Source organism: Nonomuraea sp. NPDC049758, from assembly GCF_040674635.1.
Classification (GTDB): domain Bacteria; phylum Actinomycetota; class Actinomycetes; order Streptosporangiales; family Streptosporangiaceae; genus Nonomuraea.
The window spans coordinates 84,772-105,992 of the sequence record NZ_JBFAMZ010000012.1; the positions used below are offsets into that span (position 1 = coordinate 84,772).

Consider the following 21,221-nt stretch of genomic DNA (forward strand, 5'->3'; position numbering starts at 1 on the left):
TGTAAATTTCCGATTAGTGAAGGAAATGTCATAAATTAATGGCATTCCGTTACGGCAACAACGCGCACCGCCGCCACCGGCGCGCACCGCCGCCGCGCACCGCCGCCGCCAAGGGGCGGCCCGGCAGGCGCCGCCTCCAGCCGCCATCGGCGGCGGGCGGGCGTCAGAGGCGGTACACGCGGCGGGCGTTGCCCGAGCCGATCATGTGGGCGATCCTGGCCGCGTCGGACGGGCTCCACTCCCCCGCCTCCAGCCTGGCCAGCAGGGCCGCGCCCAGCGCCTGCCGGTGGTACAGGGCGCCGAGGTAACCGGTCTCGGCCACGCCCCGGCAGCCGGAGCTGAACAGCTGCTTGTGGAACGGCGCCAGCTCCAGCAGCTCGTCCATGACGCGGGCCGAGGCGGCGGCGGTGTGCGGCAGGGCCGGGCCGACGTCGACGTAGACGTGCGGGTAGACGCCCGCCAGGTAGGCGGCGGTGCGGTGGTAGGGGTAGCAGTGGAGCAGGATGACCGGCACGCCGAGGGGCTGCAGCGCGTCCATGAGGGCGCTGAGCCTGGCCGGGTCCGTACGGTGCAGGTCGGGGCCGCGCCCGCCGAACCCGGCCTGGAACTGCACCGGCAGCCCCCGCTCGCGGGCCACGTCGATCGCGCTCCACAGCAGGTGGCGCAGCAGCACCGGGTCGGTGAGCGGCCGTTTGGGGTCGGCCAGGCGGCGGTTGGCGCCGGCGATGACCGAGCCGGTGCTCGGCCTGGCCGGGTCGAAGTCGAGCCCGCAGCGGCCCGCGATGACCGTCTTGAGGCCGACCGCCCTGGCGGCCCTGGCCGACAGCTCGTCGGCCAGGCCGTCGAGGTAGTCGACGGCGAGCTGCGCCGACTCGGCGACGTCCTGCTCGATCTGCTCGATCCGGACGATCTCGTCGGCGGCGGCTCCGCCGTGGCGGCCCATCTCGGCCGCCGACAGCAGGTCGATGTCCTCGTCCCCGGTGTCCACCAGGAACGCCACCACCCCCGCCCCGGCCAGCAGGCGCCGGTTGACCTCGCCGGCGCCCAGCTCGGCCCGCCGGGCGAGGTAGACGGCCGGGGGCGCGTGCGGCTCCAGGTCGAGCAGCGGGGCGCACCAGCGGCGCAGGCTCATGCCGAACGGCGAGTCGAAATGCGTGGTGCCGGGCGGGGCCGGGGCGCCGCCGGCGTTGATCAGCGGCTCGAACTGGGCCCGGGTCAGGTCGTCCCGGCGAACCCCGTGACAGTGGTGGTCGACGAGCGGGGCGAGCAGCGCGTCACGCACCGTGTCGGGCAGGGCTACGGGGAGCATGCGGAGACTCTAGGGGAGCCCCGCACGCCCCCGCGGACGTTTTGCCCTACGACAGGAACACCCTGCCCCTTCCCAGACGAAACCGGCCCGGGTCAGCGCCGGGTGAGGCGCAGCACGTTCGCGATGATCTTCGCGCCCGCGCCGCCCTCCTGGGTGAGGATCGACTCGGGGTGGAACTGCACGGCGAAGCGCCGCCGCTCGACGTCCTCGATGGCCATGACGTTGCCGTCGGGCGTGAGCGCGGTCGGGGTGAAGCCGACCACGCCGGGCCGCTTGGCGTGCAGCGAGTGGTAGCGGGCCGCGGTGAACTCCTCGGGCAGCCCCTCCAGCAGCGCGCTGTCGCCCAGGCGGCTGACCTGGCCGCGCTTGCCGTGCTCGGGGTAGTCGAGCAGCTCCAGCGAGCCGCCGGCGTGCTCGACCATGGCCTGCAGGCCCAGGCACACGCCGAAGACGGGCAGGTCGCGGGCGTAGATCTCGTCGATGAGCGCCGCCATGCCGAAGTCGGACGGCCAGCCGGGGCCGGGCGAGAGCACGACCAGGTCGGGCGCGACGTCGTCGATGGTGTGGGCCGGGAAGCCGTGGCGCAGCGTCACCACGTCGGCCCCCTCCTGGCGGAAGTAGTCGGCCAGCGTGTTGACGAAGGAGTCCTCGTGGTCGACGAGCAGCACCTTCATGCCGGCCCCCGGCTGCTCCCTGACCACGGCGGGCGGGACGGCGTCGGGCTGGTTGACTGAGGCCAGGGCGCCGAGCAGGGCGCTGGCCTTGAGCTCGGTCTCGCGCTCCTCGGCCTCGGGGTCGGAGTCGAACAGCAGGGTCGCCCCGGCCCGGACGGTGGCCACGCCGTTCTTGATCTGGGCGGTGCGCAGGGTCAGGCCGGTGTTCATGGAGCCGTCGAAGCCGATGAAGCCGATGGCGCCGCCGTACCAGCGGCGGGTGGTGGCCTCGTGGTCCTCGATGAACTGCATGGCCCACGTCTTGGGGGCGCCGGTGACGGTGACGGCCCACATGTGGGTGAGGAAGGCGTCGAGGGCGTCGAACTCGGGACGCAGGCGGCCCTCGATGTGGTCGACGGTGTGGATCAGGCGCGAGTAGAGCTCGATCTGGCGGCGGCCGATGACCTTGACCGTGCCGGGGACGCAGATGCGCGACTTGTCGTTGCGGTCGACGTCGGTGCACATGGTCAGCTCCGACTCCTCCTTGACGCTGCTCAGGAGGGTGCGGATGGCCTCGGCGTCCTCGACCGGGTTGCTGCCGCGGGCGATGGTGCCGGAGATGGGGCAGGTCTCGACGCGGTCGCCGTTGACCCGGACGTACATCTCGGGCGAGGCGCCCACGAGGTGCTCGCCGTCGCCGAGGCTGATGATGAACTCGTACGGCGCCGGGTTGCTGTGCCGCAGGCCGCGGTAGAAGGCCGACGGGTCGGTGCAGACGGCGTGGAAGACCTGGCCGGGCACGACCTCGAACAGGTCGCCGCGCTTGAACCGCTCCTTGGCGGCGGCCACGACCTTGGCGTACTCGCCGCGCACCGGGTCCTTCGGCAGTTCGCCGGGGACGACCTGCGGGACGGAGCTGCCGGTGCGCTCCAGGCCGCGGGTGGTGGCGCCGTCGACGGTGAACTCGTAACGGTATTCGACGCTGGTCTCGCGCTGGCGGTCGATGACGACGATCCGGTCGGGCAGGTGGAGCACCAGGTCGCGCTGGTCGTCGGGACGCGCCAGTTCCTGCCGGATGGGCTCGAACTGGAAGGCCAGGTCGTAGCCGAAGGAGCCGTAGAGGCCGAGGTGGGGGTCGTCGCCGGCGAAGGCGGCGATGACCTCGCGAATCGCGGTGAACACGGTGGGCCGGCGGCTGCGCATCTCCTCCGGCAGCAGGTCCTCCGACTCCGGGACGTGCACCTCGACGCGGTCGGGCGTCGGCTCGCTGACCGGCTTGCCCGCGGCGAGCAGGCAGGAGGCCACGGCGGGCAGCACGACCCTGCCGCGCTCGTTGAGCGCGGTCGCCGAGATGACCCGCCCCTTGGCGACCAGCTCCAGGCAGGGGTCGACGTAGCCGAAGGCCCATCGGCTGTAGCGGCCCGGGTAGTCCATGCCCGACGAGAAGGCGCCGCCGCGCCGCTCGCCGAGCGCGGTCACGATCTCTTCGAGCGCCTCTTCCGACACGTCGCGTGCCTCGCGCTCGACGCCGACGCCCCCGGCGGTGGTATATCCGCTGCTCTCCACTTGCTGCCCCTTACCACGTCACATCATGAGGCCCCGGGGGCGGACACGAGAAAGGCCGCCATCCGGGGCGGCCGTCCTTTGAGAGGAATGCGAAAACGCGCCGCCTAGGAGCGGCGCCACCACTGGATCTGAGGGCGATTTCGCATGCCCCCCAGGTTAACCGCCGGACCAAGATCGCGCAACGCGACACCCGCTCAGGCAGTGACAAAGGGTGGGCAATGGATCTAGCCTCGACGTCCATGGAACGGCCCTGGGCGTGGCGTCCGGTGACGGTGACCGCGGTTCTGACCGCCGGCGTGGCCCTCGCACTGAGCCCCTGGTACGGCTACCACCGCGACGAGCTGTACTTCCGGGTCCTGGCCGGCCACCCGGCCTGGGGGTACGTCGACCAGCCCCCGCTGACGCCGATGCTGGGCAAGGCGGCGCTCGGGCTGTTCGGCGACACGGTGACGGCGCTGCGGGTGTTCCCCGCGCTGGCCGCGGCGGCCGTGGTCGTGCTGGTGGCGCTGGTGGCGCGGGAGCTGGGCGGCGACCGGCTCGCCCAGACGATGGCCGCCGTGGGCGCGGCGACCGGGGCGTACACGCTGATCGCGGCGCACACGCTGCTGACGGTCAGCTTCGACCTGCCGCTGTGGACGGCGGCGATCCTGTTCGCGCTCCGGGCGCTGCTGCGCGAGCAGCCGCGCTGGTGGCTGGCGGCGGGCGCGGTGATCGGGCTGGCCACCTACAACAAGCACCTCATCGCGCTGCTGGTGCTGGGTCTGGCGGCGGGCCTGCTGATCGCCGGGCCGCGGCGGGCGCTGGGCAGCCCGTGGTTGTGGGGCGGCGCGCTGCTGGCCGCCGTGCTGGCCGCGCCGAACCTGATCTACCAGGCCACGCACGGCTGGCCGCAGCTGTCGATGGCCGCCGCGCTCAGCGCGGACAAGGGCGCCGAGATGCGGATGATGTTCGTGCCGATGCAGCTCACGCTGTTCGGACCGGTGGTCTCGGTGGTCGCGGCGCTGGGGTTCGTCCGGCTGTGGCGCGACCGGCGGGTGCGGGCGGTGGCGGTGGCCTATCCGGTGACGGCGGTGCTGACGCTGGTCAGCGGCGGGCGCTTCGACTACACCGCGGGGCTGATCGTGGCGCTGTTCGCGGCCGGGTGCGTGAGCGTGTCGCGGGCGCGGGCCGGGCGGGTGCGCGCGGCGTGGGCGTTCCTCGCGGTCAACGCGGCGGCCTGCGCGGTGCTCGCGCTGCCGCTCGTGCCGGTCGGCGCGCTGGCCGCCACGCCGGTGCCGGCGATCAACGAGGTGGCCCGCGAGTCGGTCGGCTGGCCGCGCTTCGCCGCGGCCGTCGGGGGCGTGCTGCGGGCGCTGCCGCCGGACGAGCGGGCCCGCGCGGTGGTCGTGACGGGCAACTACGGCGAGTACGGCGCTCTCGACCGGGCGGGCCTGACCCGGGTGTACTCCGGCCACAACCAGCTCTGGGCGTACGGCCCGCCGCCGGACGACGCGACCGTGGCGATCCTGGTGAACGCGGGCGGCCGGGCCCGCGCGCTGTTCGGCTCCTGCGAGCAGAAGGCCCTCGTGGACAACGGCGTGGACGTCGACAACGAGGAGCAGGGCCTGCCGGTGTGGCTCTGCCGGGATCCCGTGCGCCCGTGGTCCGCCACCTGGCCGATGTGGCGACATTTCAGCTGACCACATTACATTTCGGGACTTATCCGAGCTTGTTAGGATCAGCGCCCTTGCTTTCCCGACAGGATCTCTTCACCCTTCTCGACAGAGGCTGAAAGATCACCTCTTCCTCACCGTCGTGAACGTCGTGAAGGAGAGCACGTGCGCAACACCCTCAAATGGCGTGCGATCCTGACCGGGATCGTCACCGCCGCCGCCCTGGCCGCCCCCCAGGCCCCGGCGCACGCGGCGCCCGATCCCGGCAAGATCTCCCAGACCGTCCAGGCCGAGCTGGACAAGGACGGCAAGGCCACCTTCTGGGTCCGGATGAAGGGCACCGCCGACCTCGGCGCCGCCCGCCGGGCCGCCACCAAACGGGCCAGGACGCAGCTGGTCTACCAGGCCAAGACCGAGCGGGCCAAGACCTCGCAGGCCGGGCTGGTCAAGCTGCTGGACGCCCAGAAGGCCGACTACACCTCGTACTGGATCGTCGACGCCGTACGGGTGACCGCGGACGCCAAGCTGGCGTCGGCGATCAGCGAGCTGCCCGAGGTGGACCGGATCGACCCGGTCACCGTCGTCGCGCTGCCCGAGCCCGTGACCGGCCGGGCCGAGCCCAGGGCCGGCGCGGTCGAGTGGAACGTCGACCGGATCGGCGCCCCGCGGGTGTGGAGCGAGCTGGGCGACCGGGGCGAGGGCATCGTGGTCGCCTCGATCGACTCCGGCGTCCAGTACGACCACCCGGACCTGGCCGCGAGCTACCGGGGCAGGAACCCCGACGGCTCCTACACCCACGACTACAACTGGTTCGACCCGGCGCGCATCTGCCCGTCGGCGGCGCCGTGCGACAACAACGGCCACGGCACGCACGTCATGGGCACGATGGCGGGCGCGAACGGCATCGGCGTGGCGCCCGGCGTGCGCTGGATCGCCGCCAAGGGCTGCGAGGTCAACACCTGCACGGACGCCTCGCTGCTGGCCGCCGGCCAGTGGGTGCTGGCCCCGACCGACCTGAACGGCCGCAACCCGCGTCCCGACCTGGCGCCGGACATCGTCAACAACTCCTGGGGCGGCAACGGGTTCGACCCCTGGTACGTCGAGACCGTCCAGGCGTGGGTGGCGGCGGGCATCTTCCCCGCCTTCGCCAACGGCAACGAGGGACCGGCCTGCCGCACCAGCGGCTCGCCCGGCCAGTACGCGATCAGCTACAGCGCGGGCGGCTTCGACGTCAACAACGTGCTGTACAACAGGTCGAGCAAGGGCGAGGGCCAGGACGGCGAGATCAAGCCGAACATCGCGGCCCCCGCGGTGAACGTGCGCTCCTCGGTCCCGGACGACGACTACGACTCCTACACCGGCACCTCGATGGCCTCGCCGCACGTGGCCGCCACGGTGGCGCTGATCTGGTCGGCCGCGCCCCGGCTGCAGGGCGACGTGGCCGCGACCCGGCCGCTGCTGGACGGCACGGCGATCGACGTGGCCGACACGAGCTGCGGCGGCACCGCGGCCGACAACAACGTCTGGGGCGAGGGCCGCCTGGACGCCTACGCCGCCGTCCAGGCCGCGCCGGACGAGGGGCTGGGCGAGCTGCGCGGCACGGTCACGGCGGCGGGCGAGCCGGTGCCGGGTGTGACGGTCAAGGTGACCGGTCCGCTGGCGCGCGCGGTCGTCACCGGGCAGGACGGCACGTACACGATCCCGCGCCTGCTGCCCGGCGAGTACGCGTTGACGGCGGAGAAGTTCGGCTACGACCGCGGCAGCGCCACGGCCACGGTGACCGCCGAGCAGGTCACGACCGGCGACGTCACGCTCGTCCGGCAGCCGTCCGGCACGCTGTCGGGCACGGTCAGCACGGCCGGCGTGCCCGAGCCGGGCGCGACCGTGGCCGCCGGCGGCACGCCGGTGAGCGCGGTCACCGACGCCTCCGGCCGGTACACGATGACGCTGCCGCGCGGGACGTACACGCTGACGGTCACCCCGGTCTCGCGCTGCTCCAGCGGCGCGAGCGCGCAGGTCGCCGTGGACGGGGACACGCTCAGGGACGTGGAGCTGCCGCTGCGCGGCGACGGCTTCGGCTACACCTGCCGGGCGGCGGCGCAGCCGTACGTCGCCGGGACCGAGAAGCTGGCGCTGACCGGCGACGACGAGGCCGTGCAGGTGACGCTGCCGTTCGCGGTCCCGTTCTACGGCACGGGGCAGTCCAGGGCGTGGATCAGCACGAACGGGCTCGTCACCTTCGCCGCCGACCGGGTCACCACGGGCAGCAACACCCGCCTGCCGGGCACGGGCACGCCGAACAACGCGGTCTACCCGTACTGGGACGACCTGAAGGTGGACGCCGAGGCGGGCGTCTACACCGGCGTGGCAGGCACGGCCCCGCACCGCCAGTACGTCGTGGAGTGGCGCAACGTCACCTTCTACAGCGGGACCGGCGAGCGGGTGTCGTTCGCGGCGCTGCTGGGCGAGGACGGCTCGGTCTCCTTCCGCTACAAGGACATCGAGAGCGAGCGCGACCAGGGCTCCAGCGCCACCGTCGGCATCGAGAACGCGGCCGGCACGGACGCGCTGCTCTACTCCTACGAGGAGGCCGCGCTGGCCACCGGCCGCGGCGTGACGTTCACCGCGAGCCGGCACGGCCTGGTGACCGGCGTGGTCACCGACGCCAACGACGGCGAGCCGCTGGCCGGGGCGTCGGTGAAGCTGGGCGACGTGGCCTCGTTCACGACCGGCGCGGACGGGTCGTTCTTCGGGCAGGTCCCGGCGGGCGACCACGACGTGGTGGTGGCCAAGGAGAACTACGGCACCTTCACCAAGCCGGTCACGGTCGTGCCCGGCGCGCTGACCAGGATCGACACCGCCCTGGTCACCGGCCGGGTGAGTGCCTCGGCCGCGGAGCTGACCGCGGTCATGCCCGCCGGGGCGACCAGGACGCGCACGCTGGAGCTGACGAACCTGGGCTCCCCCACCGCCTACACGGTGACGGGTGACGCCGACTGGGCGTCGGTCACGCCGCAGGCGGGCGAGCTGGCCAAGGGCCAGAAGGCGACGCTGCGGGTGACGCTCTCCGCCGCCGGGGTGACGCCCGGCGGGATGCGCACCGGCAAGCTGGTCGTCAAGTCGGCCAGCGGGCGGCAGCCGGCCATCGAGATCAAGGTGACCGTGGTGGTGCCCAAGTTCCAGGTGGCCGTCGACGCCGGCGGGTCGAAGGCGCTGACCGACGCCGACGGCGACGCCTGGACGCCCGACCGCCGCTGGACCCAGGGCGGGTACGGCTACGTGGCGACCTCGACCAAGACGGCGAGCACGTCCAGGACCATCGCGGGCACCGCCGACCAGGCGCTGTTCCGGACGGCCAGAGAGGGCATGCTGGAGTACCGGTTCGACGGCGTGCCCGCCGGGACGTACACGGTGGAGCTGGACTTCGCCGAGGTGAAGAGCACGCAGATGGGCAAACGGGTCTTCGACGTGCTCGTCGAGGGCCAGCTCGCGATCCCGGCGCTGGACCTGGCGCTGGAGGCGGGCACGTACACGGCGGTGGCCAGGCAGTACACGGTGAAGGTGACCGACGGTCAGCTCAACGTGCGCTTCGCCGCCCGGCAGGGGGCCACGCTGGTCAACGGCGTGCGCGTCTCCGAGCGCCCGGACAAGGCGCTGCCCTGACCGTCCGGGGTCCCGCCGTTCCTGGTGCGGCGGGACCCCGGGCCGGGCCGGGATCGGCGGCCGGGATCGGCGGCGGGCCGGGAAGCGGGCCGGGCCGTGGTCAGCGGCCGGCGGACGGCAGCGGGGCGAGGTCGGGGCGCTTGGGGACGACGCCGTCGCCCGAGGAGCGCCGGTTGATGCGCCTGCCGATCCACGGGCCGAGGTAGGTCCTGGCCCAGCGCAGGTCCTCGCGGCGGGCGGCCGTCCAGAGCGGCGGCCGCCTGGCCGGGTACGCCTCGCGCCAGTCCTCCGCCACCGGCACGCCGAGCACCTCGGCGGCCCGCAACGCCACCCGGCGGTGGCCGTCGGGGCTGAGGTGCAGGCGGTCGGCGTTCCAGGCGCGCGGGTCGCGCAGGACCGGCATCGGCCACAGGTCCACCAGCAGCGCGTCGTAGCGGCGGGCGATGTCGTGGATGTGCAGGTTGTAGACCTCGATCTTGGAGTGGGCCAGCCGCATCACCGGCACGTGCCGCAGGTCGAAGCCGGTGAACATGAGCACCCGGCTGCCCGCCTCGGTGAGCGTCCTGACGCCCTCCTCCAGCCGCCTGGCCACGGACGCCGGTCCGCTGCCCGGCCGCAGGATGTCGTTGCCCCCGGCGCACAGCGAGACCAGGTCGGCGCCGAGCTCGACCGCCTTCGGCACCTGCTCCGACACGATCCGGTCGATCAGCCGGCCGCGGACGGCGAGGTTGGCGTACCGCAGTCCGGGCTCCCCGGCCTGGCGGCGGTCGGCCTCGATGTGCTCGGCCAGCCGATCGGCCCAGCCGCGGAACCCGTGGTCGGCCGGGTCCTCAAGTCCTTCGGTGAAACTGTCCCCTAGGGCGACATACGAAGTGATTCGTCCCATGACCGGATAGTTTGCCAAGGACCTTTCTCCCTACGCGACCGTAACCCCCGGCTACCACCCGTCCCGTCACATCTGTTACTGGTTAGGACATGAGACGCGTGCGGCTCCGGCGGGACATCCCCGTCCCCATGCCCGACGGTGTGACGCTGCTGGCCGACCACTACGCCCCGGCTCATGGGCGGCCGGGCCCGGCGGTGCTGATCCGTTCGCCGTACGGCCGGCGCGGCCTGTTCGGCTGGATGTACGGCCGCGGCTTCGCCAGGAACGGCTTCCACGTGCTGATCCAGAGCTGCCGGGGCGGCTTCGGCTCCGGCGGCAGCCTCGACCCGCTCGGCGACGAGCACGACGACGGCCTGGCCACCATCGCCTGGCTGCGCGAACAGCCCTGGTACGGCGGCTCGTTCGCCATGTTCGGCCCCTCCTACCTCGGCTACGCCCAGTGGGCCGTCGCCGCCGAGGCCGGGCCCGAGCTCAAGGCCATGGCCACGCAGATCACCGCCTCCCAGTTCAGGGACGCCGCCTACGTGGGCGGCGCGTTCGCGCTGGAGTCGACGCTGAGCTGGACCACGCTGACCGACACCATGACGCGCCGCTTCGTCGGCGGGGCCGCGATGCTGACCGCCCCCAGGGTGACCCGCCGGGCCGTGTTGTCGGGACGGCCGGTGGCCGAGCTGGACGTGGCCTCGGCGGGCCGGCCGCTGCGGTTCTTCCGCGACCTGCTGGCCCACCACGCCGACCCGGCCGTGCCGTACTGGCACAAGCGCGACTTCTCGCTCAAGGTCGGCCAGGTGGAGGCGGCGGTCACCATGCTCGGCGGCTGGTACGACGTCTTTTTGCCCTGGCAGCTCAAGGACTACGCGGCGATGCGGGCGGCCGGGCGGCGGCCGTACCTGACGATCGGGCCCTGGTACCACGTCGACTCCCGGCACGGGCGGCCCTCGAAGGCCGAGGCGCTGGCCTGGTTCCGCGCCCACCTCATGGACGACCCGTCCGGCCTGCGGACGGACCCGGTGCGGCTCTACGTCACCGGGGCCGGCGAGTGGCGCGACTACCCCGACTGGCCGGTGCCGGGCGTGCGGGAGCAGCGCTGGCACCTGCGGCCGGGCGGCGGCCTGGACCCGCGCGAGCCCGAGGAGGCCGGGTCCGACCGGTTCCGCTACCACCCCGCCCACCCCACGCCGGCGATCGGCGGCCCGGTGCTGCTGGCCGACTCCAGGCCGCGTGACCAGCGGCGCCTGGAGGCCCGGCGCGACGTGCTGGTCTACAGCTCCGCGGCGCTGGAGGCCGATGTGGAGATGATCGGCCCGGTGCACGCCGACGTCTATGTCCGGTCCAGCACGCCGTACGTGGACGTCGTGGTCCGGGTCTGCGACGTGCACCCCGACGGGCGCTCGCTCAACCTGTGCGAGGGGGTGCGCAGGCTGGGCCCGCACACCGCCGGTGAAGGGAACGGCGACGGCGTGCGCCGGGTCCGGGTGGAGTTGTGGCCGATCGGCCACCGGTTCCGGCGCGACCACCGGATCCGGGTGCACGTGGCGGCCGGCGCGTACCCGACGATCGCCCGCAACCCGGGCACCGGCGAGCCGGTGGGCGCGCCCGGCGGCCCGATGGTGCCCGCCGACGTCGAGGTGTTCCACTCCCCCGCCCGCCCCTCGGCCGTGGTGCTGCCGCTGTGCGCGCCGCGCGGCTGATGTCGCTGGTCCTGCTGTTGCAGGCCAGGGGCGGGATGACGGCGGCCGAGCTGGCCAGGGAGCTGGAGGTCTCCGAGCGCACGGTGCACCGCGACGTGCTGGCGCTGTCGGAGGCGGGCGTGCCGGTCTACGCCGACCGCGGGCGCGGCGGCGGCTACCGGCTGCTGGACGGCTACCGCACCCGGCTGACCGGGCTGGACCGGGCCGAGGCCGAGGCGCTGTTCCTGTCGGGGGTGCCCGCGGCGCTGCGCGAGATGGGGTTGCAGGAGGTGGCCGCGACGGCCCGGCTCAAGGCCGCCGCGGCGCTGTCGCCCTCGCTGCGCGACGCGCCCGCCACGGCCGCGCAGCGTTTCCACCTGGACGCGCCCGGCTGGTACGCCGCCGACACGCCGCCGCCCCCGGCGCTGGCCCCGCTGGCCAGGGCCGTGTGGAACGACCTGCCGGTCACGGTGGTCTACAAGGAGCGCACGCGGGAGCTGGAGCCGTACGGGCTGGTGCTGAAGGCGGGTGCCTGGTACCTGGTGGCCCGCCTGCGCGAACGGTTCCTGATCTTCCGGGTGGACCGCATGGGGGACGTCCGCGCGCGCGAGCCGCGTTTCGAGCGGGACGCCGACTTCGACCTGGCCGCGTTCTGGGCCGGGCAGGCGGCCGAGTTCAGCCGCTCCCTGCTCAGGGACGTGATCACGTTGCGGCTGACCCCGGCCGGCCGGCGCATGCTGCGGTACGTCGCCGACCCGGCCGCCCTGGACGACGCGCTGGCCTCGCTCCAGCCGGACGGGACCGTGCGGCTGGCCGTGGAGTCGACGCGGGTGGCCTTCACCCAGGTGCTGCGGTTCGGCCCGGAGGCCGAGGTCCTGGCGCCGGAGGAGCTGCGCGCCCAGGTCGCCGACGCCGCCGCCCGCATGGCCGAGCTCTACCGGCGCTAGAGGACGCCCGCGTGGCCGGGCACCACCACGGGTCTCAGCGGTAGTCCTCCCAGCCGCCGTCGCCGCCCTTCTCCATGACCTCGGCGATGTAGCGCCACACCTGCGGCCGGCTGCCGTCCACGTCGGTGACGCCGTACGCCTCGGCCAGCTCGCCGCTGGTCACCGACGACCCCGACCACCTGCGCCGGTCGGGATCCCGGGCGAGGGCGGCCACGCCGCGACCGGCGTAGGCGGGGGTCTCGGAGACCATCCACGCGCTGTCCGCCTTCGCCTCGCGCCAGTTCTCCTCGGTGACGCCGAAACCGTCCAGCATCGCCTCCGAGCGCAGGAATCCGGGCGTGACGGCCACCGCCGTCCCGCCGTACGGGCGCAGCTCGTGGGACCAGGCGAAGGCCAGCCGGTTGACCGACAGCTTGGCCAGGTCGAAGTAGACGTTCTCGCGGTAGCGGGTCCGGTGGAACTCCCAGGTGCCGTCGGTGACCTCCACGACCAGGCCGCCCTCGTGCCGGATCAGCAGCGGCAGCAGGTGGCGGGCGCTGATGAGGTGGGTGTCGACGGCCAGCCTGAGCAGGCGCAGCCCGTCGTCCAGGTCCTGCTCCCAGACGGGGGTCTCCCACTTCCACAGGTGGTCGCCGCCCCACACGTCGTTGACCAGCACGTCCAGGCGGCCCTGTTCCCGTTCGACGCGGGCGGCCAGCCCGGCCACCGCCGCCGGGTCCAGGAAGTCGACGGGGACCGCGATGCCCGTCCCGCCCGCCGCGCTCACCAGCTCGGCGGTCTCCTCGATCGTCTCCGGACGGTTCATCTCCGAACGGCGCTCGCGCGTGCTCCGTCCGGCGCAGTAGACCGTCGCTCCGGCCGCCCCCAGGGCGACCGCCATTCCTCGTCCCGTACCGCGGGTCGCGCCCGCCACCACAACAATCACGGGCACGATCGTGGCCCGGATACCCGCCACCTCCTGTCATGTTTTCCGCAGGAACGCTGTGATAAGTAGTTGATTACCATGAACAGCGAATTCGAGCTCCGCGGGGTCAACCACATCGCGCTGGTCTGCTCGGACATGAAGCAGACCGTCGACTTCTACTCCGGCGTGCTGGGCATGCCGCTGATCAAGACGATCGAGCTGCCCCTGGGCTGGGGCCAGCACTTCTTCTTCGACTGCGGCGGCGGCAACGCGCTGGCCTTCTTCTGGTTCCCCGACGCGCCCGAGGGCGTGCCGGGGGTCTCGGCGCCGAAGAACCTGCCGGACCGGGGCGAGCTGCTGTCGGCGGTCGGCTCGATGAACCACATCGCCTTCGACGTGCCGCCAGAGCGCATCGAGGAGTACCGCGACCGGCTGGTGGCCAGGGGCATCGACGTGGGCGTGCTGCTCAACCACGACGACAGCGAGTTCGGCGTGGCGCCCGCGATGCACGAGGGCGTCTTCGTCCGGTCCATCTACTTCAAGGACCCCGACGGGATCCTGGTGGAGTTCGCCGCCTGGACGCGGCCGGTCGGGCAGCCGGGCGACGTCCGGCACGAGCCCAAGACGGCCGCCGACCGGACCGTCTGATGCCGCGCCTGCGGCGGGTGCCGCCGGAGGAGGTGACCGACCCGGTCGTCCGGTTCTTCCACGACCGGCTGCTGTCCCCCGACGGCACGGGGACCGCGACCGGCTCGCCGGGCGACTGGTGGACGGTCTTCGCCCTCGACCCCAAGATCTTCCGCCACTGCGTCAAGGGCTTCCAGATCTACCGGGAGTCACGGCTGGACCCGGTGCTGCGCGAGCTGGGGCAGACCAGGGCAGGCTGGGCGCGGCAGAGCCAGTTCGTCTACTCCCAGCACTGCAAGCAGCTCAGGGCGCTCGGCGTGTCCGAGGAGAAGGTGCGGGCGGTGGCCTCCTGGCAGGTCAGCGACCGGTTCGGCGAGCTGGAGCGGGCGGTGCTGGCCTACACCGACGGCCTGGTGCTCGACGGCGGCCGGGTGCACGACGAGGTGTTCGACGTGCTGCGCGCCCACCTGCCCGACGAGCAGATCCTGGAGCTGACCTACATCGTCTGCCTGTACGAGATGCACGCCACCATGGCCCGGGCGCTGCGGCTGGAGTTCGACGACCGCCCCGACCCGATCACCGAGGTGCCCGCCCCCGAGGGGTACGGGACGCGCGACATCGCCGACGAAGTGACCGTTCGTCGCGAGTAGCCGACCATTCGCCGATCGCCCGGTTCCGCGAGGCGCGGGAGCGACTTAACGTGCCGTTGGCGAGGGGTGGCTTTGGTCTCACATATTGAGATTTCATCTCGACATTTAGGCCAAACCGTAATGTTCCGGACATTGGGTTTAATACCACCGGAAAGCTAATCTCCCTCCATTGACGACATTGTCAGGAGCCGGTCAACACGCCGCTCCTGATCCCCCAATCGGAGGGCCGATGACTACCGGGGAATCCGGGCAGCCGCCGCGTACCGACCGCAGCCCGTGGAACTGGCTGCTGGTCGTGCCGATCGTGCTGCCGCTGCTGACGTTCCTGTTCAACTCCGACGAGCCGCGCCTGCTCGGCTTCCCGCTGTTCTACTGGCTGCAGCTCGCCTTCATCGTGGTCGGCGTCGGCTGCACCACGATCGTCTACAGGATGACCAAATGAGCGGGCACGTGACCGAGCTGGTCGTCTTCGGGCTGCTGTTCATCCTGGTCAGCGGCATGGGCTTCGTGGCGGCCCGCTGGCGGCGGCCCACCGACCTGGCCAGCCTCAACGAGTGGGGCCTCGGCGGCCGCAGCTTCGGCTCCTGGGTCACCTGGTTCCTGGTCGGCGGCGACCTCTACACCGCCTACACGTTCGTGGCCGTGCCCGCGCTGGTGTTCAGCTCCGGCGCGCTCGGCTTCTACGCGCTGCCCTACACCGTGGTGGTCTACCCGCTGGTGTTCCTGGTGCTGGCGCGGATGTGGTCGGTCTCGCACGTGCACGGGTTCGTCACGCCCGCCGACTTCGTCCGGGCCCGGTTCGGGTCGCCGACGCTGGCGCTGCTGATCGCCATCACCGGGCTGGTGGCCACGATGCCGTACATCGCGCTGCAGCTCGTCGGCATCGAGGCCGTGCTGAAGTCGATGGGCATCACCGGGCACCTGCCGATCATCATCGCCTTCGCGATCCTGGCGGCCTACACCTACCAGTCGGGCCTGCGCGCGCCCGCCCTGATCGCCTTCGTCAAGGACGCGCTGATCTACATCGTGATCCTGGCCGCGGTCATCTACATCCCGGCCAAGCTGGGCGGCTGGGGCAACATCTTCGACATGGCGCAGGCCAAGTTCGACAAGACCCCCGCGCCGGGCGACGGCATCCTGCTCAACGGCGCCAACCAGCTCCAGTACGTCACGCTGGCCTTCGGCTCGGCCCTGGCGCTGTTCCTCTACCCGCACAGCCTCACCGGCGTGCTGGCCTCAAAGAACCGCAACGTCATCAAGCGCAACATGTCGGCGCTGCCCGCCTACAGCTTCGTGCTCGGCCTGATCGCGCTGCTGGGCTTCATGGCCATCGCGGCCGGCACCAAGCCGGTCGGCGGCGACCCGAACACGATCGTGCCGAACCTGTTCGACCAGCTCTTCCCCGACTGGTTCGCCGGCGTGGCGTTCGCGGCCATCGGCATCGGCGCGCTGGTGCCTGCGGCGATCATGTCGATCGCGGCGGCGAACCTGTTCACCCGCAACATCTACCGCGAGTACATCAACAAGCAGGCCACCGACGCCCAGGAGGCCAACGTCTCCAAGGTCGTCTCGCTGGTGGTCAAGGTGGGCGCGGTGCTGTGCATCCTGCTGCTCGACCCGCAGTTCTCGATCGACCTGCAGCTCATCGGCGGCGTGATCATCCTGCAGACGCTGCCGTCGGTCGCGCTCGGCCTGTACACCCGCTGGTTCCACAAGGGCGGCCTGATGGCCGGCTGGGCCGCGGGCCTGGCGGCGGGCATGTGGATGCTCTACCTCATCCCCAACCCGGCCAAGGGCAAGGAGCACTTCGGCGGCTCGGCCTTCAGCCTGGAGAACCTGGGCCTGGACACCAAGATGACCATCTACGCGGGCTTCCTCGCGCTGACCGTCAACCTGGTCGTGGCCGCGGTCGCCACGCTGATCTTCCGGGCGGCCAAGGTGGCCGACGGCGCGGACGCCACCCGGCGCGGCGACTACTTCGCCGACGAGGGCGACCCGGACGTCAAGGACCTGGACCTGGCCGGCTCCCACTGACGCTCACGGCCGCTGGAGGTAGCCGGGATCGGCCACCTCCAGCTTGGCCCGGACGGCCTGGACCAGGGCGGCGGTGAGCGCGTCGTCGCCGTCGAAGCGGCCCGCGCGGACGGCGGCGGCCAGCTCGGCGTCGTCGGCCACGCCCAGCGCCGCCAGCCGCGCGGCGTGCTCGGCGGCCTGGTCCTGGCCCAGCTCCATCTCCCGCTCGACCATGGCGAGCACGTTGATCGCCACCCGCGTGTGGAAGCGCACCCGCCCCTCGACCGCGGGCAGCACGTCGTCCCGCAGGAACCCGCGGACGGCCGCGACGAGCTGCGCGGCGGTGGGCACGTCATGGGGCTGCGCCATCGGCGGCACTCCCGTCACCTCGGCTCCGGAGCCGTACGCCCGCGCACGGCCTGTCTGAGCCCAGACATAAGGATCACCGCCCTTCCCGTCAAGGCTCCCGGCCGTGGATGACCTTTCTCCACCCCCGGGACGACAGACCTCCGCCCACGATCGGCGTGTCTCTACCGAGCCGCCCGTACCGGCGCTGGCGGGCCCCCGCGCGACGATGGCACGCTTCCCGAGCGGCCCGGCCCTCCGGGGTCACGCGGACGGCCCGGACGGCTGGGAAAGTCGCCCGGCGCAGCTCCCGGCCCCCGGCTTCCCGGGCCGCTCAGCCGCAGTCAACCCGAGGGAGCGCAGCATGAACGACGACGTACGCGTCAAGGCCTGCCGCATCAACGACCACGTGGAGCTCATCCACGACTCCTCCCCGGACGTCGTCCTGGAGATCCCGCGCCGCGACTGGCAGCACTTCCTGGAGGCGGTCAGGTCGGGCGCGTTCGAGCTGGAGGTCCTGCCCCGCAAGGCCGAGGAGAACGCGGCCTGACCCCGTCCCCTCCGAAGGGCCCGGCGGTCGCGGACGTCCTGCGGCCGCCGGGCCCTTTCCCGTGCCGCGGCGCGTCCGCGCGGTCCGGTCGGCCGCGGGCGGCACGATGGGGAGCCGGTTCTGTCGGTGGGCACGCGTACGGTCGTTCCAACCGGACGGTGGGTGAGATGTCGGTGACCGAGGAGCAGGCCGCGGTGCTCGCCCTGACCAGGGCCACCGCCGGGCCGTGGCACCACACCGCGCGGGTCGTGGAGGCCCGGGGCAGCGCGCTGCGGCTGGTCCGCGGCGACCTCGGCGAGCTCGGCGGGCACGACAGGGCGCACGCCGCGCGGGTCGTCGCGCGGCTGCGGCCGGGCGACCTCGGCCGGGCCGAGGCGCTCATCGCCTCCTGCCCCGCCGCGCTGGTGACCGTGCTCGACGACGACTATCCGGGCAACCTGGCCTGCGCCCACAACCTCCAGCCGTTCCTGTGGGTGCGCGGTCGGCTGGGGGCCGGCGACCACCGGTCGGTGGCGGTCACCGGCGACGCCCCCGGCGCCCACGCCGCGGCCCGCGCGCTGGCCGCGGCCGGCCTGACCGTCGTGTGCGACGGGCCGCGCACCGCCGGCGCGGCGGCGGCGTCCGGCGGCCGCGCGATCGTGGTCGGCCCGGACGACGGTCAGCCGGTGACCGTCGTGGGCGGTCCGGGGGTCGGCGGGGCCGCGGCCGTCGTGACGGTGTCGCCGTTCTGGCCGGGCACGGCCGGGACGGCCCGGACGCGGGCGGTGACCGGGCTGGTGACCAGCGGGCTGGCCGCCGCGCTCTACGCCACCGGCGACGGCGACGGCGAGCGGGCGGCGATGGCGCTGTCCCAGGGCAAGCACGTCTTCGCCCCGCCCGGCCTGCCCTGGACGCCCCGGCTGGCCTACCGGGGAGGAGTCACTGTCGTAGCGGGCATTGACGAGCTGGCGCGCCAGGCGGTCAATCTTGTAGATGTGACCCGGCTGACGACCGTCTTCTGACCATGGGCGACGCCCGCGCGGTGACCGAGGCGTACCTGCAGATCTTCCGCAACGTCCCGGCCGCCGGCCCCGGCGTCTGCCGGATCTGCCACACCGGCGCCGGCGGGCCGTCCGGGCTCTGCGTCACCTGCGGCGTCACCACCCAGGGCCTGTACCGCCACACCGAGCACGTCGTGCCGGTCTCGTTGTGCGTGCGCGACGGCGACGGCGCCCAGCTGCACGCGATCGTGACCCGCCGCAGGGACCCGCCGGGCAGCGTGCGGCGGGTGCCCTTCCTGGCCGCCACCGTGGCGCGTTTCCACCGGGCCCACTCCGCCTGCCTGACCCGGCTGGCCGGCGGCCCCTTCACGATGGTCACCACGCTGCCCGGCACCCGGCTCGACCGGCCCATCGAGGTCTTCGGCCCGATGCCGCGGATCGTTGACATGGTGGGCGACCTGCGCGGGCTGCACCGTCCCGTGCTGATGGCCGGGTCGGCGCAGGCGGCCGAGAACCTCGCGCGGCGGCGCTCGGACGAGCGGGCCTTCCAGGTGCTGGGTTTGATCGCTGCTGCTGCGCGGGCGCGCCGACCGTTGACCGCGCAACGGATTTCGGTTGAGATCACCCCATGAGCTTCGCCGTACCCGAGCACGTCCGGCCGATCCGCGACGCCGTGCGCGCGTTCATGACCGAGCGCGTCGAACCGGCCGAGGAGGTCCTGCACGAGGGCGGCCCGCAGGCCGCCGCCACCATGGCCGGGCTGCGGGACGAGGCCAGGAAGGAGGGCCTGTGGGCCCTCGGCCACCCGCGCGAGCTGGGCGGCGGCGGGCTGCCGTTCCTCGACTACGTCCACGTCAACGAGGTCCAGGGCCGCAGCGAGTACGGGCAGCTCGCCCTCGGCACGTTCACCCTGCAGGACTCGCTCATGCTGCACGAGCACGCCTCCCCCGAGCAGCGCGAGCGCTACCTGGAGCCGCTGGTGCGCGGCGACATCTCGCCCAGCTTCGCGATGACCGAGCCGGAGGTCTCCAGCAGCGACCCCACCCGGCTCACCACCTCCGCCGTGCTCGACGGCGACGAATGGGTGATCAACGGGCACAAGTGGTTCACGACGGGCGCGTCGGTGGCGGCGTACACGACCGTGATGTGCCGGACCGAGCCGGACGCGCCGCCCCACCGGGCCTTCTCCATGATCCTCGTACCGACGGACACGCCCGGCTACACGATCGTGCGCGAGACCCCGGTGCTCGGCCTCGGCGGCGCGCACTGCGAGGTGCGCTACGAGGACGTGCGGGTGCCGGCCGCGAACCTGCTGGGCGAACGCGGGCACGGCTTCGTCATCGCCCAGCGGCGTCTCGGGCCCGGCCGGATCTTCCACTGCATGCGCTGGCTCGGGCAGGCGCAGCGGGCCTTCGACCTGATGTGCCGGCGGCTGCACGCGCGCACCGCCTTCGGCGAGCCGCTGGCGGCCAAGCAGCTCATGCGGCAGCACGTGTTCGACTCCTACACCGAGATCCAGGCCGCCCGCCTGCTCACCCTCCAGGCCGCCGAGGCCGTGGACGCCGGCTCGCAGGCCCGCGTCGAGATCGGCGCGATCAAGGTGGTGGGGGCGCGCATGCTGCACAACGTCATCGATCGGGCCGTCCAGGTGTACGGCGCGGCAGGTCTGACCCCTGACACGCCGCTGGATCGCATGTACCGGCACGCCCGCGCGGCGCGCGTCTACGACGGCCCCGACGAGGTGCACATCGACGCGGTCGGCCGCCGTCTCCTGGGCGCGTACGCGGCCGGCGGCGCCTGGGAGTTCGGCCCGCGATGAACCGCGTCGAGACGATCGTCCGCGAGGTGTACGGCCCGGACGCGGCCCTCCCGTACGCGGTCAGGCTGCCCGGCGGGGCCTCCAGGGAGACCTGGGCCCTGGACGTGGTCGTCCCGGGCGGCGACCGGCACGAGCTGGTGCTCCGGCTGGACGGGCCGGGGGGCGGCCTGGAGGCGGGGACGGGGCTGGCCGAGGAGGCGCGGCTGATGCGGGCGGCGGCCGTCGCCGGGGTCCCCGTCCCGCACGTCGTGGCCGCTGGCGGGCCGTACGTCCTGATGAGCCGGATCCCCGGCGAGACGATCCCGCGCCGGATCCTGCGGGACGAGGCGTACCGGGAGGCCAGGCCGAAGCTGGCCGCCCAGTGCGGGCGGGCGCTGGCGGCCATCCACCGCATGCCGCTGTCCGGCCTGCCCGAGACCGGACCCGCGAACGAACCCGAACCCGCGACCGCGCCGCAGGCCGTGTCCGCCGACCCGCTGCGCTTCTGGCGTGACGTGCTCGACCTGACCGGCCAGCCGCACCCGGTGTTCGAGCTGGCCCTGCGCAGGCTGGAGGCCGATCGGCCGCCCGCCGTCCCGCCGAGCGTCGTGCACGGCGACTTCCGCAACGGCAACCTGATCGTCGGCCCCGAGGGCGTCAGGGCCGTGCTCGACTGGGAGCTGGCCCACGCCGGCGACCCGCTGGAGGACCTGGGCTGGCTGTGCGTCAAGGCGTGGCGGTTCGGCTCGCCGCTGCCCGTGGGCGGGTTCGGCGGCTACGCCGAGCTGACCGCCGCCTACGAGGAGGCCGGCGGCCGGCCCGTCGACCTGGACGCGCTGCGCTGGTGGGAGACGTTCGGCGTGCTGAAATGGGGGATCATCTGCGTCATGCAGACCATGCGGCACCTGCGCGGCGGCGCCTCCTCGGTCGAGCTGGCCGCCCTCGGCCGCCGCGCCTGCCAGAACGAGTGGGACCTGCTCGGCCTGCTGACCTGAACTGACCGGGCCG

General features: G+C 73.1%; 18 protein-coding genes. 13 read left to right on the forward strand and 5 right to left on the reverse strand.

Going from position 1 to position 21,221, the window contains the following annotated elements; genetic code table 11:
• Nucleotides 1-163: 163 nt before the first annotated feature.
• Both AB0J46_RS29280 and AB0J46_RS29285 read right to left on the reverse strand, forming a co-directional pair.
• On the reverse strand, nucleotides 164-1,309 hold the full coding sequence (locus tag AB0J46_RS29280) for an amidohydrolase family protein (RefSeq protein WP_364337361.1): 1,146 nt from the start codon (nucleotides 1,307-1,309) through the stop codon (nucleotides 164-166).
• Nucleotides 1,310-1,401: 92 nt separating this feature from the next.
• Nucleotides 1,402-3,528 carry an anthranilate synthase component I gene (locus AB0J46_RS29285; protein WP_364337363.1) on the reverse strand — a complete coding sequence of 709 codons (2,127 nt, stop codon included), beginning with the start codon at nucleotides 3,526-3,528 and terminating at the stop codon, nucleotides 1,402-1,404.
• A 239-nt stretch (nucleotides 3,529-3,767) separates the two neighbouring features.
• Between AB0J46_RS29285 and AB0J46_RS29290 the strand changes: the two genes are divergently transcribed.
• The gene (locus tag AB0J46_RS29290) at nucleotides 3,768-5,207 is read left to right on the forward strand and encodes a glycosyltransferase family 39 protein (RefSeq protein ID WP_364337365.1); all 1,440 of its coding nucleotides are present in this window, start codon (nucleotides 3,768-3,770) and stop codon (nucleotides 5,205-5,207) included.
• Nucleotides 5,208-5,345: 138 nt separating this feature from the next.
• On the forward strand, nucleotides 5,346-8,843 hold the full coding sequence (locus AB0J46_RS29295; RefSeq protein ID WP_364337367.1) for a S8 family serine peptidase: 3,498 nt from the start codon (nucleotides 5,346-5,348) through the stop codon (nucleotides 8,841-8,843).
• A gap of 100 nt (nucleotides 8,844-8,943) precedes the next feature.
• On the opposite strand, the gene AB0J46_RS29300 is transcribed toward AB0J46_RS29295, so the two are convergent.
• The gene (locus AB0J46_RS29300; RefSeq protein ID WP_364337369.1) at nucleotides 8,944-9,729 is read right to left on the reverse strand and encodes an SGNH/GDSL hydrolase family protein; all 786 of its coding nucleotides are present in this window, start codon (nucleotides 9,727-9,729) and stop codon (nucleotides 8,944-8,946) included.
• An 89-nt stretch (nucleotides 9,730-9,818) separates the two neighbouring features.
• Here AB0J46_RS29300 and AB0J46_RS29305 point away from each other — a divergent pair, with 89 nt between their 5' ends.
• Both AB0J46_RS29305 and AB0J46_RS29310 read left to right on the forward strand, forming a co-directional pair.
• The gene (locus AB0J46_RS29305) at nucleotides 9,819-11,420 is read left to right on the forward strand and encodes a CocE/NonD family hydrolase (RefSeq protein ID WP_364337371.1); all 1,602 of its coding nucleotides are present in this window, start codon (nucleotides 9,819-9,821) and stop codon (nucleotides 11,418-11,420) included.
• The gene (locus AB0J46_RS29310; protein WP_352350891.1) at nucleotides 11,402-12,346 is read left to right on the forward strand and encodes a WYL domain-containing protein; all 945 of its coding nucleotides are present in this window, start codon (nucleotides 11,402-11,404) and stop codon (nucleotides 12,344-12,346) included. The genes AB0J46_RS29305 and AB0J46_RS29310 overlap by 19 nt, the downstream gene beginning before the upstream one ends.
• 34 nt (nucleotides 12,347-12,380) lie before the next feature.
• On the opposite strand, the gene AB0J46_RS29315 is transcribed toward AB0J46_RS29310, so the two are convergent.
• A complete protein-coding gene (locus tag AB0J46_RS29315) occupies nucleotides 12,381-13,271 on the reverse strand; it encodes an SDR family oxidoreductase (RefSeq protein ID WP_364337373.1) in 891 nt (296 codons plus the stop codon).
• A gap of 78 nt (nucleotides 13,272-13,349) precedes the next feature.
• Here AB0J46_RS29315 and AB0J46_RS29320 point away from each other — a divergent pair, with 78 nt between their 5' ends.
• From AB0J46_RS29320 to mctP, 4 genes are all read left to right on the forward strand, one after another.
• Entirely contained in the window at nucleotides 13,350-13,898 is a 549-nt protein-coding gene (locus AB0J46_RS29320) for a VOC family protein (RefSeq protein WP_364337375.1), read from the forward strand.
• A complete protein-coding gene (locus AB0J46_RS29325) occupies nucleotides 13,898-14,527 on the forward strand; it encodes a carboxymuconolactone decarboxylase family protein (protein WP_364337376.1) in 630 nt (209 codons plus the stop codon). Before AB0J46_RS29320 ends, AB0J46_RS29325 begins: the two co-directional genes overlap by 1 nt.
• Before the next feature lie 229 nt (nucleotides 14,528-14,756).
• On the forward strand, nucleotides 14,757-14,969 hold the full coding sequence (locus tag AB0J46_RS29330) for a DUF3311 domain-containing protein (protein ID WP_352329975.1): 213 nt from the start codon (nucleotides 14,757-14,759) through the stop codon (nucleotides 14,967-14,969).
• On the forward strand, nucleotides 14,966-16,561 hold the full coding sequence (mctP, locus tag AB0J46_RS29335; protein WP_364337378.1) for a monocarboxylate uptake permease MctP: 1,596 nt from the start codon (nucleotides 14,966-14,968) through the stop codon (nucleotides 16,559-16,561). The genes AB0J46_RS29330 and mctP overlap by 4 nt, the downstream gene beginning before the upstream one ends.
• A 3-nt stretch (nucleotides 16,562-16,564) precedes the next feature.
• On the opposite strand, the gene AB0J46_RS29340 is transcribed toward mctP, so the two are convergent.
• Nucleotides 16,565-16,909 carry a DUF6285 domain-containing protein gene (locus AB0J46_RS29340; RefSeq protein WP_364337380.1) on the reverse strand — a complete coding sequence of 115 codons (345 nt, stop codon included), beginning with the start codon at nucleotides 16,907-16,909 and terminating at the stop codon, nucleotides 16,565-16,567.
• 340 nt (nucleotides 16,910-17,249) lie between these two features.
• Between AB0J46_RS29340 and AB0J46_RS29345 the strand changes: the two genes are divergently transcribed.
• The 5 genes from AB0J46_RS29345 to AB0J46_RS29365 all read left to right on the forward strand — a co-directional run bounded on the left by AB0J46_RS29345 (nucleotide 17,250) and on the right by AB0J46_RS29365 (nucleotide 21,208).
• Nucleotides 17,250-17,435: a hypothetical protein gene (locus AB0J46_RS29345; protein ID WP_352350903.1), complete on the forward strand. Its 186-nt coding sequence runs from the start codon at nucleotides 17,250-17,252 to the stop codon at nucleotides 17,433-17,435.
• 167 nt (nucleotides 17,436-17,602) lie between these two features.
• Nucleotides 17,603-18,436 carry a hypothetical protein gene (locus tag AB0J46_RS29350; protein WP_364337382.1) on the forward strand — a complete coding sequence of 278 codons (834 nt, stop codon included), beginning with the start codon at nucleotides 17,603-17,605 and terminating at the stop codon, nucleotides 18,434-18,436.
• Nucleotides 18,437-18,438: 2 nt separating this feature from the next.
• Nucleotides 18,439-19,047 carry a hypothetical protein gene (locus tag AB0J46_RS29355; protein WP_364337384.1) on the forward strand — a complete coding sequence of 203 codons (609 nt, stop codon included), beginning with the start codon at nucleotides 18,439-18,441 and terminating at the stop codon, nucleotides 19,045-19,047.
• Nucleotides 19,044-20,234: an acyl-CoA dehydrogenase family protein gene (locus AB0J46_RS29360; protein WP_364337386.1), complete on the forward strand. Its 1,191-nt coding sequence runs from the start codon at nucleotides 19,044-19,046 to the stop codon at nucleotides 20,232-20,234. Before AB0J46_RS29355 ends, AB0J46_RS29360 begins: the two co-directional genes overlap by 4 nt.
• On the forward strand, nucleotides 20,231-21,208 hold the full coding sequence (locus tag AB0J46_RS29365; RefSeq protein WP_364337388.1) for a phosphotransferase family protein: 978 nt from the start codon (nucleotides 20,231-20,233) through the stop codon (nucleotides 21,206-21,208). Before AB0J46_RS29360 ends, AB0J46_RS29365 begins: the two co-directional genes overlap by 4 nt.
• Nucleotides 21,209-21,221: the final 13 nt, after the last annotated feature.

Bases quoted from the DNA above. Each gene is read 5' to 3' on its own strand.
- AB0J46_RS29340 (WP_364337380.1), bottom strand. From the start codon at position 16,909: ATGGCGCAGCCCCATGACGTGCCCACCGCCGCGCAGCTCGTCGCGGCC.
- AB0J46_RS29345 (WP_352350903.1), top strand. From the start codon at position 17,250: ATGAACGACGACGTACGCGTCAAGGCCTGCCGCATCAACGACCACGTG.
- AB0J46_RS29360 (WP_364337386.1), top strand. From the start codon at position 19,044: ATGAGCTTCGCCGTACCCGAGCACGTCCGGCCGATCCGCGACGCCGTG.
- AB0J46_RS29320 (WP_364337375.1), top strand. From the start codon at position 13,350: ATGAACAGCGAATTCGAGCTCCGCGGGGTCAACCACATCGCGCTGGTC.
- AB0J46_RS29355 (WP_364337384.1), top strand. From the start codon at position 18,439: ATGGGCGACGCCCGCGCGGTGACCGAGGCGTACCTGCAGATCTTCCGC.
- AB0J46_RS29365 (WP_364337388.1), top strand. From the start codon at position 20,231: ATGAACCGCGTCGAGACGATCGTCCGCGAGGTGTACGGCCCGGACGCG.
- AB0J46_RS29305 (WP_364337371.1), top strand. From the start codon at position 9,819: ATGAGACGCGTGCGGCTCCGGCGGGACATCCCCGTCCCCATGCCCGAC.
- AB0J46_RS29330 (WP_352329975.1), top strand. From the start codon at position 14,757: ATGACTACCGGGGAATCCGGGCAGCCGCCGCGTACCGACCGCAGCCCG.
- AB0J46_RS29290 (WP_364337365.1), top strand. From the start codon at position 3,768: ATGGAACGGCCCTGGGCGTGGCGTCCGGTGACGGTGACCGCGGTTCTG.
- AB0J46_RS29280 (WP_364337361.1), bottom strand. From the start codon at position 1,309: ATGCTCCCCGTAGCCCTGCCCGACACGGTGCGTGACGCGCTGCTCGCC.
- AB0J46_RS29300 (WP_364337369.1), bottom strand. From the start codon at position 9,729: ATGGGACGAATCACTTCGTATGTCGCCCTAGGGGACAGTTTCACCGAA.
- AB0J46_RS29325 (WP_364337376.1), top strand. From the start codon at position 13,898: ATGCCGCGCCTGCGGCGGGTGCCGCCGGAGGAGGTGACCGACCCGGTC.
- AB0J46_RS29350 (WP_364337382.1), top strand. From the start codon at position 17,603: ATGTCGGTGACCGAGGAGCAGGCCGCGGTGCTCGCCCTGACCAGGGCC.
- mctP (WP_364337378.1), top strand. From the start codon at position 14,966: ATGAGCGGGCACGTGACCGAGCTGGTCGTCTTCGGGCTGCTGTTCATC.